A 12,891-nucleotide genomic window follows, 5' to 3' on the forward strand; every position below is an offset into this window, starting at 1 on the left:
GCGACGGATCACCCCTGTGCGTTCCCTCCGGCTCAGCCGTTCCCGGTGAGCTGGAACGTCCGTGCCATCTCGTCGAAGATCGGCTTGCTCTCCGCGAACTTGGCGTCGGTGGCGGTGAGGTAGAACGAGTACGCCTTGCCGTCCTGCGCCACGCCCCGCCAGACGCCGTGCCGCATCGCGTCACCCGCGCCGCAGGTGTACTCGAATTCGGCTGCCGGCTTGCTGGCCAGTTCGGCCTCGGTGGAGGAGATCTGGCTGTACGGCTTGACGCAGGAGGTGCTCCGGGTCTTGAGGCCGTTCTCGGCCGTCTCGGCCCACCGGACGGAGCTGCTGGTCCACTTCTCGGTGATGATGCGGACCTTGCGGCCGCTGTCCGCCGGGTCGATGTAGTCGGTGTACGAGCCGCCGGTGGCCTTCTTCCAGCCCTTCGGCACCATGACCTGGATCCCGCGGGCCGTGTGCTCCTGCATCTCGACAGCGGGGGCCGCCGGGGCGGACGTGGTGGGTTGCGCTGCCGGTGCGCTCGGCGGGGCGTCGTCGCCGCCGGAGAGTGCCACGGCGGTGATCAGCAGCACGACGACCAACCCGCCGGCCGCGGCGAGCTGCACCTTGCGCGGCCAGCCCTTGACGGTGGTGACGAGCTGACCACCGGTCGCCCGGACCTTGTCCAGCGCGCTGCCGCCCGAAGCGGCGGGCGTGGTGGCCCAGGGCTGGCCGGTGCCCGGCACCGACCACTGGTTGCCGCCGCCGTAGGTGCCGCCGACGCGCTGGGTGGCCTCCGGTGCGGCGCCGCCGTACCCGACCTGCTGGGTGGCATCGGCCGGGCTGCCGTAGCTGACCCGCTGGGTGGCGTCGGGGTGCCCGCCGGCGTCCACCCGCTGGGTGGCGTCCGCGTTGCCACCGTAGGTGCGCCCGGCCGCGGGTCGGCCGGGACTCGGCATCGCGCCGGTCGGCGTGTGCAGCGGGCCGGCCAGGGCGTCGGCGCTGGTCTCGTCGAGGCCCCCGGTGGTGCCGGCCGCGCGAGCTGCCTGCGGGCGCTCGCCCCGGCGCAGCGAGGCCAGCCGGTCGGTCAGGGACTCACCCGGGGCCAGCATCGCCGGGCCGCCGATCTGGCTGTCCGGCTTCGGCTCCGGCTGGGCCGGCGGGAGGACGGGGATGGGGCGCTGCTGCACCGGCACCACGGCGTACGGGTCGGTGACCGAGTGCACAGCCGTCGCCGTGCTGCCCAGCGGGCCGGCGAGCAGCTCGCGCAGCATCGCCCGGGAGGTGCGCACGTCGAGGCGGCGCGCCGGGTCCTTCTCGAGCAGACCCATCAGCACCCGGGTCAGCGGGCCGCTGCGCTGCGGTGGGGCGGGCGGGTCCTCCACCACCGCGTGCATGGTCTCGATCGGGTCGCCCTTGTCGAACGGGGGCCGCCCCTCGACAGCGGTGTAGAGCGTCACACCCAGCGAGAAGAGGTCACTGGGCGGGCCGAACTCCTGGCCCATGGCCCGCTCGGGGGAGATGAAGTGCGGCGAGCCGAGCACCATGCCGGGGGTGGTGAGCTGCACGTCGGTGGGCATCCGAGCGACCCCGAAGTCGGTCAGCACGCAGCGCCCGTCGCTGCAGATCAGCACGTTCGCGGGTTTGACGTCGCGGTGCAGCACGCCGATCGCGTGCGCTACCTCCAACGCACCGAGCAGCGCGATGCCGATCTTTGCGACGGCGCGGGGCGCGACCGGCCCGTCCTCGATCACCATGTCGGCGAGGCTGCGGGCGTCCAGCAGCTCCATCACGATCCACGGTCGGCCGGCCTCGGTGACCACGTCGTACACCTGCACCACAGCGGGGTGCTGGATGGCGGCGGCGGCGCGGGCCTCGCGCAGGGTGCGTTCGTACATCGCGTCGCGGTCGCTGGGGGCCAGCCCCGGGGGCAGGACGACCTCCTTCACCGCCACGTCACGGCGCAGCAGGGTGTCTGTGGCGCGCCACACCGTGCCCATGCCGCCGTTGCCCACCGAGGACCGCAGCGAGTACCGGCCACCGATGGTGGTGCCGGGCGCCGCTCGTCCGTTGGCGGGACTGACTGGTCCGCCGCTCCACGTCGGGATCTGAGTCACAGAAAAGCCACCGGGGGAAATCGAGGGGGGCTGGGACACAACCCCCCTATCTTGCTGGTTCCGACGCCCGATGCGAAAGCCGACGCGGCGGACGTTTATCGAAGTCAACAGAACGTGCGCTGTCGTTCACCTGGTGTCGACAGGTCGGGACGCACTGTGCGGTATCCCTCACCCGACGACGTGGCCAGGCGTCCTACCATCCGGGGATGAACCAACGGCGGTCAAGTGAGTCCGGTTTCCCGATCAACGGCGTCTACACGGAGGCCGACCTTCCGGAGGAACTGGACTCCCGGCTCGGCAGCCCGGGCGAGTTCCCGTACACCCGGGGTGTCTACCCCACCATGTACACCTCCCGCCCGTGGACCATGCGCCAGTACGCCGGCTTCGGCACCGCCACCGAGTCCAACGCGCGGTACCACCAGTTGTTGCGGGCCGGCACGATGGGCCTGTCGGTCGCGTTCGACCTGCCGACCCAGATGGGCTACGACTCCGACGAGCCGATCGCGCACGGCGAGGTCGGCAAGGTCGGTGTCGCGATCGACTCCATCGAGGACATGCGGCTGCTCTTCGCCGACATCCCACTGGACAAGGTGTCCACCTCGATGACCATCAACGCGCCCGGTTCGGTGCTGCTGCTGCTCTACCAACTCGTCGCCGAGGAGAACGGGGTGCCGGGCACGGCGCTCAACGGCACCATCCAGAACGACATCCTCAAGGAGTACATCGCCCGGGGGACGTACATCTTCCCGCCGAAGCCGTCGCTGCGTCTGGTGGCCGACACGTTCGCGTACTGCCGCAGCGAGGTGCCGAAGTGGAACACCATCTCCATCTCCGGCTACCACATGGCGGAGGCCGGCGCGACGCCAGCGCAGGAGATCGCGTTCACGCTGGCCAACGGGGTGGAGTACGTACGGGCGGCGTTGGCCGCCGGGCTCGCCGTCGACGACTTCGCGCCCCGTCTGTCGTTCTTCTTCGTGGCCCGCACCACGCTGCTGGAGGAGGTGGCGAAGTTCCGCGCCGCCCGGCGGATCTGGGCCCGGCTGATGCGGGACGACTTCGGCGCCAAGGATCCGAAGTCGATGATGCTGCGGTTCCACACCCAGACCGCGGGCGTGCAGCTCACCGCCCAGCAGCCGGAGGTGAACCTGGTTCGGGTGGCGGTGCAGGGCCTGGGTGCGGTGCTCGGCGGCACCCAGTCGTTGCACACCAACAGCTTCGACGAGGCGATCGCGCTGCCCACCGAGAAGGCGGCCCGGCTCGCGCTGCGTACCCAGCAGGTGCTGGCCTACGAGACGGACCTGACCGCCACCGTCGACCCGTTCGCCGGGTCGTACGTGGTGGAGGCGATGACCGCCGAGATCGAGGCCGCCGCCGTCGAGTTGATGGAGCGGGTGGCCGACCACGGCTCCGCGGTGGACGCGATCGAGGCCGGGTTCCAGAAGCGGGAGATCGAGCAGTCCGCGTACCGGATCGCCCAGGAGATCGACTCGGGGGAGCGGGTGGTGGTCGGGCTCAACCGGTTCACCGTGGACGAGGAGGAGCCGTACGAGCCGCTGCGGGTCGACCCGACGATCGAGGCGGCGCAGGCCGACCGGTTGGCCCGGTTGCGCTCCGAGCGGGACGCCGACGCTGTCACTCGGGCGCTCGCCGATCTTCGGGCCGCCGCCGAGGGCACGGAGAACGTGTTGTACCCGATGAAGGAGGCGCTGCGGGCCCGGGCGACGGTGGGTGAGGTCTGCGGGACGTTGCGTGAGGTATGGGGGTTGTACCGGCCGACCGACCGATTCTGAGCGTCTGGACGCCACCGCGGCCTCGGGGCGCGGTGTGTCCGGCGCTCTCAGCGGGTATCCGGTCGGTTGAGCCGGGACGCACACCCTGTGCGCCCACGGTGGATGGGTGCGTGTGAGCGTCCTTATCCGGCTCGTTGCGGTGTGTGGTCGGCTAATTGTCGGAGTGTCAGTTCATCACCCCGACTAATGCGACAATTTGGCAACGGGTCTCCGACTGGCGCCGGGATTCGTGACCGCCGCGATCGGTTACGCGTTGTAGGAGGTGAGGGGCTGATGACGGCGTTCGACCGTGATCTACCTGCTGTCCCCCACCTGGACGAGCGCCCCCAGCAGGGCATACGTGACTCTGCGCGGTCCGATCATTACCGTAACGAGGTTGCGCAGCGTCACCGTCGGAGGTCTAGGCTGTCTGCTGTCCCCGATGATCCATCCATTCCTAGTGATCGAGAATTCGACGTGACGAGTGCGTTGACGCTGCCCACAAGCGGCCAGCTGGCGTCGTCCTGGCCGGAGACGGCACCGGGATCCCAGCCCCTGCCCCGCGAGCTGGATCACCTTCTCGCGCTCCGGGTACCGGGGCTGATCGCTACGCGCCGTCACCTCCACTCGCACCCGGAGCTGTCCGGCAACGAGTTCGAGACGGCCGCGCTGATCGCCCGGGAGCTGTCGCTGGCCGGGCTGAACCCGCGCCTGCTGCCCAAGGGCAACGGCGTGATCTGCGACGTCAACGGCAGGCCGGACGGCCCGGTCGTTGCGCTGCGCGCCGACATCGACGCCCTGCCGTTGGACGATCCCAAGGACGTGCCGTACCGGTCGACGGTGGAGGGCGTCTGCCACGCCTGCGGGCACGACGTGCACACCTCGGTCCTGCTCGGCGTCGGCATGCTGCTGGCCCAGCTCGCCGACCTCGGTGAGCTGGACGGTCGGGTCCGGCTCATCTTCCAGCCGGCCGAGGAGATCCTGCCCTGCGGTTCGCTGGAGGTCATCGAGGCCGGTGGCCTGGACGACGTGGTGCAGATCTTCGCGCTGCACTGCGACCCGAACCTGCCGGTGGGTCAGGTCGGCCTGCGGGTCGGCCCGATCACCGCGGCCGCCGACAACGTGACCGTCCGACTCTCCGGCCCGGGCGGGCACACCGCCCGCCCGCACCTGACCGTCGACATGGTCGACGCCCTCGGACGGCTCATCACCGAGGTGCCGGCCCTGGTCAGTCGCCGGGTGCCGGCCAACAGCGGCCTGCTGCTGGTCTTCGGCCACGCCTCGGCCGGCACCCGCTACAACGTCATCCCGTCCGAGGCGAGCGCCTCCGGCACCCTCCGGGTGATGGACCGCGACACCTGGGAGCAGGCGCCCAAGATCGTCGCTCAGGTGGTGCGGGACGTGATCGCGCCGACCGGTGCCACCGTCGACCTGGAATACCTGCGCGGCCGGCCGCCGGTGTGCAACGACGCCCACGCCATCAAGGTGCTGACCGCCGCCACCGCCGCAGCCCTCGGCCCGGACGGGATCGCCGAGACACCGCAGAGCATGGGCGGCGAGGACTTCTCCTGGTACCTGGAGTACGTCCCCGGCGCCCTCGCCCGGCTCGGCGTGGGTCGCCCCGGCCCCAACGTCGACCTGCACCGGGCGAGCTTCGACGTGGACGAACGGTCCATCGCGGTCGGCGTCCGCGTCATGGTGCAGACCGCGTTGCGGGCACTGGCGGCGGCGCGCTGACCGGCGCGACCAGAGCCGGGGACTTGCGCCGTCGGCGCAGCACGACCAGCAGCGCCACCAGCGGTACGCCGATCGCCACCAGCCAGGGCAGCAACGCGCCCAGCACTGTGAGCAGGACGGTCATCGAGACGACGAACGCCTTCCAGCCGCCCCTGAGCCCGACCAGGAAGCCGGTCTCGGCTTCTTCCTCGGTGTCCTTCGCCGCCGGGCCCGCCAGCGACACGGTGATCGTGGAGAGGGCGGTCAGGTCGGCCAGGCGTCGCTTCTTGGCCTCCAGCGAGGCCAGGTCGGCCTCCCGTCGACCCAACTCGTTCTCCAGCGACACCAGGTCGGTGATCGAGGTGGCCCGGGACAGCAACCGGCGGGCGCTCTCCACCCGGGCCCGCTGACTGGTGATCCGGGCCTCCAGGTCGACGCTCTCCTCGGTGACGTCCTGAGTGTCGATCTGCCGGCTCTGCTGCTGACCGAGCTTCGCGATCTCCTCCACCACACCGGTGAACCTCGCCGCCGGCACCCGCAACTCCAACTCTGCCACCGCGTCAGCGTCGGCGCTGCGCCGCTGGTCGCCGCCGACGAAGCCGCCGGCCTGGGTGGCCACGGCGGTGGCCTCACGGGCGGCAGAGTCCACATCGTCCACCTGCACCCGCATCCTTCCGGTGTAGATGATCGCCCGCTGGTCGACCCGTAGGTCCGGTGCGCCGGCGCCGGCCCCCTCCGGCGCGTCAGCGGCGGCGTCCCGGCCCGCCTCGCCGCCGTTGGCCGGTGGCGCCTCGGCCGCCGAGCCGGCGGTGTCCTGCGCCCCGTCGCCGGCACCGCACCCTGTCAGCGCCAGGGCCGCCGCCAGTGTCGTAGCCGCCAGCAGCGCACCGCGGCGTCGTCCCACCTGTCCGTCCATCCCCGCTCCCATCGTCGTCAACCGGTGTGGCGATAGCTCGGACGCGACGCGCACATCGGCTGGTTCCGGCAGACTGCGCTGAGGACGTCACGATTCGATAATCGAGGAGTCACGATGCGGCTCACCAAGTACGCCCACTCCTGCCTTCGGGTGGAACACGACGGGGGAGTGCTCGTCGTCGACCCCGGGGTGTTCGGCGACGCCTCGGCGGCGCTCGACGGTGCGGACGCGGTGCTGATCACCCACGAACACCCCGACCACCTCGATCTGGCAGCGGTGCGCCTCCAACTCGACCGGCAGCCGTTCCCGATCTACGGCCCCGCCTCACTCGGCGAGACCCTCGGCGACGCGGCCGACGTGCTGCGCCCGGTCAGCGTCGGTGAGTCGTTCACCGCAGCCGGCGTCGCGGTGCGCGCGTACGGGGGGCGGCACGCCGTGATCCACCCCGACATCCCGGTGATCGACAACCTCGGTTACCTGATCAACGACGTGGTCTACCACCCGGGAGACTCGCTGGTGGTGCCCGACGAGACACCCGTCGACACGCTCTTCGCGCCGATCCACGCCCCCTGGTCGAAGTTCTCCGAGGTGGTCGACTTCATCCGCGCGGTGGCACCGCGACGCGCGTACGCAGTGCACGACGCGTCGCTCAACGACAACGGGCTGGGCGTGCTCGACCGGCAGTACACAGCGCTGTCCGGCACCGAATACCAGCGACTGGAGCCCGGTAGCCGGGTGGACGTCTGACCCGATGCCCGGCCTCTCCGCGGAGCTGGTGCAGCAGCTCTACCGCACCCCACCGGACCGGTTCGTGGCCGCCCGGGACGCCGCCGTGGCCGAGGCCCGCCGCGCCGGCGACCCGACCACCGCCCGGCAACTGGCCCGGCTGCGTCGCCCGACGGTGGCCGCCTGGTTGGTGAACCTCCTCGCCATCCGACGCCCGGAACTGGTGGCCGATCTGGTGCAGCTCGCCGACGCCCTGCGGGTCGCCCAGCGGGAGTTGCGCGGGCCCCGCCTGCGGGAGCTGTCCGCGCAGCGCCGGGCGGTGGTCGGCGCGCTGGTCGCCGAGGTTCGCAAGCTCGCCGCAGCCGAGCCGGACGCGCCACCGGCGAGCCGGCTGCCCCTGGCCGAGGTGGAGGCGACGCTGAACGCGGCGTTCTCCGACGTCGAGGTCGCCGAGCAGGTGCGGGCCGGCCGGTTGCTGCGGGCGGCCAGCTACGCCGGCTTCGGCGAGGTGCCCCGGCCCCAACTGCGGCTGGTCACCGACGATGACGAGGAGCGCGAGGAGGAGCGCCCGGCCCGCCGACCCGGCCCCCAACGGGGCCGTCCCGAGGCGGCACCCCGCACGGACCGGGCTGCCGAGCGTGCCGAGCAGGCAGCACAGCGGGCGGCCCGAGCCGAGCGGGCCCGGCGGCGCCGTGCCCTGGACCGGGAGTTGGCGAAGGCCCAGGCCGAGCAGGAGCGGGCCGAGACCGAGCTGACCGAGGCGACCGGGCAGGAACGCGACGGTGTGGCAGTACTCGATCGTCTTGAGGCCGAGCTGGCCGAGCTGGAACGGCGGCGCGCGGTCGCCGAGCAGGACCTCAGCCGGGCCAAGCTCGCCCGGCGTGCCGCCGAGCGGGCGGTCACGGTGGCCCGGCGACGCGCCGGTGAGGTCGAGGCGGCGGTCGAGGCACTGGCGGCCGAAGAGGGGAATGCGGACGAGGGCGGCGGCGCGGCAGACTGACATCGATGGACGACGACGAGTGTGCGGGCGGTACACGGCGAGTGGCCCCGGGTCGGGGCATGGTCGTGGTCGCCGGGTCGGGTTGCCCGAGCCGGGCGGCGCGATGACTCCGGAGCAGGTCGCAGCCGCCAGTAAGCCCGTCGTGCTCGACCTCGGCGACGCCTTCAGTCGGGACCCGACCACGTTGCGCCGGGCCCGACTGCTCGGCATCTCCGGCTGGGCCTTCTACATCAGCGGCCGGGCCGGTGCGCTCGGCGGTGTGCGGGCCGAGACGGCCGCCGCCGCCCTCGGGTTCATCGCCCCGGACGCGGTCGCCGACGGTTGGGACGCCGCCGCCCGGGTCGTCGCGCCGTTCGAGGTGGCCGCCGCGAGCCTCGCCGAGTGCTGCCGGTGGGGGGAGCAGCAGCTCGGCCCCCTGCCCGGCACCGAGCGCCTGTCGGCGCTCGTCGAGCGGGCCGTCGTGGCGGCGGAGGCCAGTGGCATGCCGCTCTTCGCCGCGTGGCGGGCCATGCCGCTCCCGGATCTCTCGCCCGGGGCTCGCAGCGCCGCCGGGCTGCGGCTGCTCCGGGAACACTTCACCGGCGCCTACCTGCTGGCGGTACGCGCCGCGGGGATGACCCCGTTGGAGGCGGTGCTGGCCGGTCCGGAGGGCGAGGCCGGGGCGGTGGCCTGTGGCTGGCCGCCGCCGTACCCGCCGATCGGGCCGTTGGTGCGCCGCCGGCTCTGGGCGGAGGCGGTGACCAACCGGCTGGCCGCGCCGGCGTTCACGGCCCTCGGGCCCGCCGACGGCGCGGAGTTGGTGGAGTTGCTGCACCGCACCCGGGCCGACCTCGGCTGAGCCTGCCGCCGGCCGGAAAAATGGGCGGCGTCGGAGCCGAGCGGCTGCCAGGATGTCCTGCCGTGACCCTTCCCGCTGGTTGGACGACGCGCCGACCCACCCTCGACGACGTGCCGGCGATCCTCGCGGTGGTGCACGCCGCCGACACCTTCGCCATCGGCCATCCCGACTTTGACGCCGAGGACGTCGCGGCGTCGCTGACCGGCCCGCACTTCGACCCGACCCGGGACTCCTGGCTGGCCATCGACCCGGACGACACGGTTGTCGGCTGGGCGACGCTGGACAACCCGACCGGGGTGGGCAGGGAGTTCGTGGAGGTCTACGTCGACCCGGTACGGGCCGCCGCCGTCCGCGCGCCGTTGCTGCTCCGCCAACTGGACCGGGTCGCCGAGCGCGCTGCCGAACGGGGTCTGCCGTCACTCACCGTCCGCTGCGCGGTCTTCGCCCCGGAACGCGACTGGGCACACGCCCTGCGCGGGCTGGGGTTCGCCCTCGTCAAGCGGTACGTCCGGATGAGCCGGCCGTTGATCGACCTGCCCGACGAGCAGGCCGGGCCACCGTCCGTGACGGTGCGACAGGTCCGCCCGGACGACGAGACCGACCTGATGCAGTTCCACCGGATCCATGAGGCCGCCTTCGGCGACACCCCGGACCACGAGCCGCTGTCGTACGAGCGGTGGCGGGCCCGGATCGGCGACCTGACCGCCTGGGACGAGTGGTTCGTCGCCGAGGTGGACGGGGTGCCGGTCGGCGCGTTGCAGTCCTCGGACCAGGCCCTCGACCAGCAGTCGGGTTGGGTGAAGAGTCTGTCGGTGCTGTCCGCGTACCGGCGTAGGGGAGTGGGTGCGGCGTTGCTGCGACGCGCCTTCGCCCGCTACGCCGAGAAGGGACGGCGGTCGGTCGGCCTGGGCGTCGATCTCACCAACCCGACCGCCCCGCTGTCGCTCTACCGGTCGGTGGGCCTGCGGGAAACCCACTGGACCGACATGTACGAGCTTTCCGTTCCGGCGGCCGGTGTGTGATTGACGACCCCGGTCCGGCCCGGCCGGCGCCGCGCTCGACAGCGGGAGCAGACTGGAGGCGTGCGATACGCGCTGCTACGCCGAGGCGGTGCCGGTGGGGCGGGCCCGCAACTCGGTGACGTAGTCGTCCGGGGCGCCCGCCTTCTCGGCGGCGTTCGCGATCTCCGACAGATACCACGAGGTCGGCAGGCCACCCTCGTACCCGTTGAAGACGTAGATCCACGCGGTCACGTCGCCGTCGAGGGTGGAGACCCGCACGTGCAGCTTGCGGTACGTGCCGGCGGTCACCCCCTCGATCTCGTCGAGTTGGCCCGCGTCGTAGGGGTGGATGTCGTAGAGCGCCACGAAGACCCGGTCACCGGGCGACTCGACGAGGGTGCTCACCGCGCCCTCCCAGCCGATCACATCCGCCCCGGCGAAGGTCAGCCGCCAGCCCTCCAGCCAGCCGGTGCCCACCATCGGCGAATGCGGACAGTAGGCACGCATCCGGGCAGGGTCGAGATTTGAGCCGTAGGCGGCGTGATGACGCACGGCGATGACGATAGCCCGGCCGACGGGTGGGGGAGAATACGACAGTGCGTGTCGAATGCGCTCGGGAGAAGAAAGTCACTGTGAGCATGGACGAAGGGCTAACGCTGTGAGCCGGATCGTGATCATCGGCGGGGGGCCGGCCGGGTACGAGGCGGCACTGGTCGCCGCCCAACTGGACGCCGATGTCACAGTGGTGGAGGCCGACGGTGCCGGGGGTGCCTGCGTGCTGTCGGACTGCGTACCGTCGAAGACCTTCATCGCCAGCTCGGGGGTGGTCACCGGCTACCGCGACACCGAGGAGTTCGGGGTGCACTCGGACGGCCTGGAGGCGGTCACCGTCGACGCGCGGGCGGTGCACGGGCGGGTCAAGCGGCTGGCCCTGGCGCAGTCCGCGGACATCCACGCCAAGCTGCTGAAGGCGGGGGTCACCTTCGTGGCCGGCACCGCCCGGCTCGGCGAGGACTCCCTCGGGCACACCCACCGGGTGGTCGTCACCCCCGCCGACGGCGGCGAGGAGTACTCGATCGACGCGTCCACAGTGCTGGTGGCCACCGGTTCGACGCCCCGCCAACTGCCCACCGCCGTACCGGACGGTGAGCGCATCCTGACCTGGCGACAGGTGTACGACCTGCCCGAGCTGCCCGAGCACCTGATCGTGGTCGGGTCCGGCGTGACCGGCGCGGAGTTCGCCAGCGCGTACCTGGCGATGGGGGTCGAGGTGACCCTGGTCTCCAGCCGGGACCGGGTGATGCCGCACGAGGACGCCGACGCCGCCTCCGCCATCGAGCGGGTGTTCCGCAACCGCGGTATGGAGATCCTCAACAACTCCCGGGCCGACGCGGTCCGGCGTACCGCCGACGGCGTCGAGGTCGAACTCTCCGACGGCCGCAAGGTGACCGGCTCACACGCGCTGATCACCGTCGGGTCGATCCCGAACACCGCGAACCTGGGTCTGACCGAGTACGGGGTGGAGCTGGGCCGGGGCGGTTACCTCACTGTCGACAGGGCTTCCCGGACCAACGTGCCAGGCATCTACGCCGCCGGCGACTGCACTGGAGTGCTGTTGCTGGCCAGCGTCGCCGCTATGCAGGGCCGGATCGCCATGTGGCACGCGCTCGGTGAGGCGGTCCGCCCGCTGCGGCTGCGTACCGTCGCGGCGAACGTCTTCACCGACCCGGAGCTGGCCACCGTGGGTGTCTCGCAGGACGAGGTGGACGCGGGCAAGGTGCCGGCCCGGCAGGTGATGCTGCCGCTGTCCGGCAACGCCCGGGCCAAGATGGATGACCTCTCCGACGGTTTCGTGAAGCTGTTCTGCCGTCCCGCCAGCGGTCAGGTGATCGGCGGTGTGGTTGTCGCTCCGAAGGCCAGCGAGCTGATCCTGCCCATCACCATGGCGGTGGAGAACAACCTCACGGTCAACGAGCTGGCCCAGACCATCACCATCTACCCGAGCCTTTCCGGCTCCATCACCGAGGCCGCCCGCCAGCTCATGCTGCACGAGCTGGAGTGACGACCCGACCCTCCTCGTCGATCATGGGCTTGTGGTGGCCGTCTCACACCGCCACACCCCTTTCCTGAGGCACCACAACTCCATGATCGACCCGCGCGGGCCGGGTCAGGGCCGTCGCTACAGTGGCCAGGACCGCCACCTCGGTGAGGATCAGGAGGCGTTCGGCCAGGCCGATGAGCATCCGGTCGCCGGGGTAGGCGGACCAGATCATCGCCGCCGCCAGGGCCAGGCTCAGCAGGACCAGGGCGCGTAGCGTCCGGGCGGCGGGCGTCAGGTCAGGTCGGCGGGCGAGCAGCCAACCGGCCGCGGGCAACGCCAGGAAGGCGATCACCGACGCGTACCGGTGCAGGTAGGCGGCGGTGGTCATGGCGGTGCCCGGTTCGTTCGTCGGCACCACGGCGGCCAGCAACAGCCCACCCACCCATGCGCCGAGCAGCAGCTCGGCAGTTCGCCCGGAGCGGGGTCGGGGTGGGCTGGCGCGGCGCAGTCCGTACAGCAACGCCACTGTGGCGAGCGCGAGCACCACCATGGCGATGTCGATGACGCCGCCGCGGTCGGAGACCGCGAAGTCGCTGATTGTCAACGCCCACGGGTTGAGGTCGTCGTTGACTTCGAGATGGCCGATCACGGTGAGCAGCGCCGCCAGGGCGATTCCGCCCAGGGCCAGCAGGCCGGTACTCCGGGAAACAGGCATGCCCCAGCCTGTCGCCGCTGACACCCCACCCGAATCCGGGACGGCCACCGAAAAAGTTCCCCGGGACCAC

Annotated in this window: 11 protein-coding genes; 7 read left to right on the forward strand and 4 right to left on the reverse strand. The window is 71.8% G+C overall.

All coding sequences use genetic code 11. From position 1 onward, the window contains the following. Nucleotides 1-32: 32 nt before the first annotated feature. On the reverse strand, nt 33-2,099 hold the full coding sequence (locus AB0B94_RS29350) for a protein kinase (protein ID WP_357287750.1): 2,067 nt from the start codon (nt 2,097-2,099) through the stop codon (nt 33-35). A gap of 206 nt (nt 2,100-2,305) precedes the next feature. Here AB0B94_RS29350 and AB0B94_RS29355 point away from each other — a divergent pair, with 206 nt between their 5' ends. Beyond that, the gene (locus tag AB0B94_RS29355; protein WP_238671122.1) at nt 2,306-3,889 is read left to right on the forward strand and encodes a methylmalonyl-CoA mutase family protein; all 1,584 of its coding nucleotides are present in this window, start codon (nt 2,306-2,308) and stop codon (nt 3,887-3,889) included. 456 nt (nt 3,890-4,345) lie between these two features. Next, nucleotides 4,346-5,605, forward strand: coding sequence for an amidohydrolase (locus AB0B94_RS29360; RefSeq protein ID WP_357287753.1), 1,260 nt, complete (start codon nt 4,346-4,348; stop codon nt 5,603-5,605). On the opposite strand, the gene AB0B94_RS29365 is transcribed toward AB0B94_RS29360, so the two are convergent. Continuing rightward, nucleotides 5,562-6,521: a DUF4349 domain-containing protein gene (locus tag AB0B94_RS29365; RefSeq protein WP_357287758.1), complete on the reverse strand. Its 960-nt coding sequence runs from the start codon at nt 6,519-6,521 to the stop codon at nt 5,562-5,564. The genes AB0B94_RS29360 and AB0B94_RS29365 overlap by 44 nt on opposite strands. A gap of 93 nt (nt 6,522-6,614) precedes the next feature. Here AB0B94_RS29365 and AB0B94_RS29370 point away from each other — a divergent pair, with 93 nt between their 5' ends. The 4 genes from AB0B94_RS29370 (at nt 6,615) to AB0B94_RS29385 (ending at nt 10,086) form a co-directional block, all read left to right on the forward strand. Then, nucleotides 6,615-7,247 (forward strand): MBL fold metallo-hydrolase, encoded by a 633-nt coding sequence (locus AB0B94_RS29370; RefSeq protein WP_357287761.1) that lies wholly within the window; start codon nt 6,615-6,617, stop codon nt 7,245-7,247. A gap of 4 nt (nt 7,248-7,251) precedes the next feature. Beyond that, nucleotides 7,252-8,226, forward strand: coding sequence for a hypothetical protein (locus tag AB0B94_RS29375; protein WP_357287764.1), 975 nt, complete (start codon nt 7,252-7,254; stop codon nt 8,224-8,226). Between the two features lie 103 nt (nt 8,227-8,329). After that, complete coding sequence (locus tag AB0B94_RS29380; protein ID WP_357287767.1) at nt 8,330-9,064, forward strand: hypothetical protein; 735 nt, start codon at nt 8,330-8,332, stop codon at nt 9,062-9,064. A gap of 62 nt (nt 9,065-9,126) precedes the next feature. Beyond that, nucleotides 9,127-10,086: a GNAT family N-acetyltransferase gene (locus AB0B94_RS29385; protein ID WP_357287770.1), complete on the forward strand. Its 960-nt coding sequence runs from the start codon at nt 9,127-9,129 to the stop codon at nt 10,084-10,086. A 75-nt stretch (nt 10,087-10,161) separates the two neighbouring features. On the opposite strand, the gene AB0B94_RS29390 is transcribed toward AB0B94_RS29385, so the two are convergent. Next, entirely contained in the window at nt 10,162-10,617 is a 456-nt protein-coding gene (locus AB0B94_RS29390; RefSeq protein ID WP_112588201.1) for a gamma-glutamylcyclotransferase, read from the reverse strand. A gap of 106 nt (nt 10,618-10,723) precedes the next feature. Between AB0B94_RS29390 and AB0B94_RS29395 the strand changes: the two genes are divergently transcribed. After that, nucleotides 10,724-12,127 (forward strand): NAD(P)H-quinone dehydrogenase, encoded by a 1,404-nt coding sequence (locus AB0B94_RS29395; RefSeq protein ID WP_112588199.1) that lies wholly within the window; start codon nt 10,724-10,726, stop codon nt 12,125-12,127. A gap of 43 nt (nt 12,128-12,170) precedes the next feature. On the opposite strand, the gene AB0B94_RS29400 is transcribed toward AB0B94_RS29395, so the two are convergent. After that, the gene (locus AB0B94_RS29400) at nt 12,171-12,821 is read right to left on the reverse strand and encodes a DUF998 domain-containing protein (RefSeq protein ID WP_357287774.1); all 651 of its coding nucleotides are present in this window, start codon (nt 12,819-12,821) and stop codon (nt 12,171-12,173) included. Nucleotides 12,822-12,891 lie beyond the last annotated feature (70 nt).

This window comes from Micromonospora sp. NPDC048986 (assembly GCF_040649335.1).
GTDB lineage: Bacteria > Actinomycetota > Actinomycetes > Mycobacteriales > Micromonosporaceae > Micromonospora > Micromonospora alfalfae.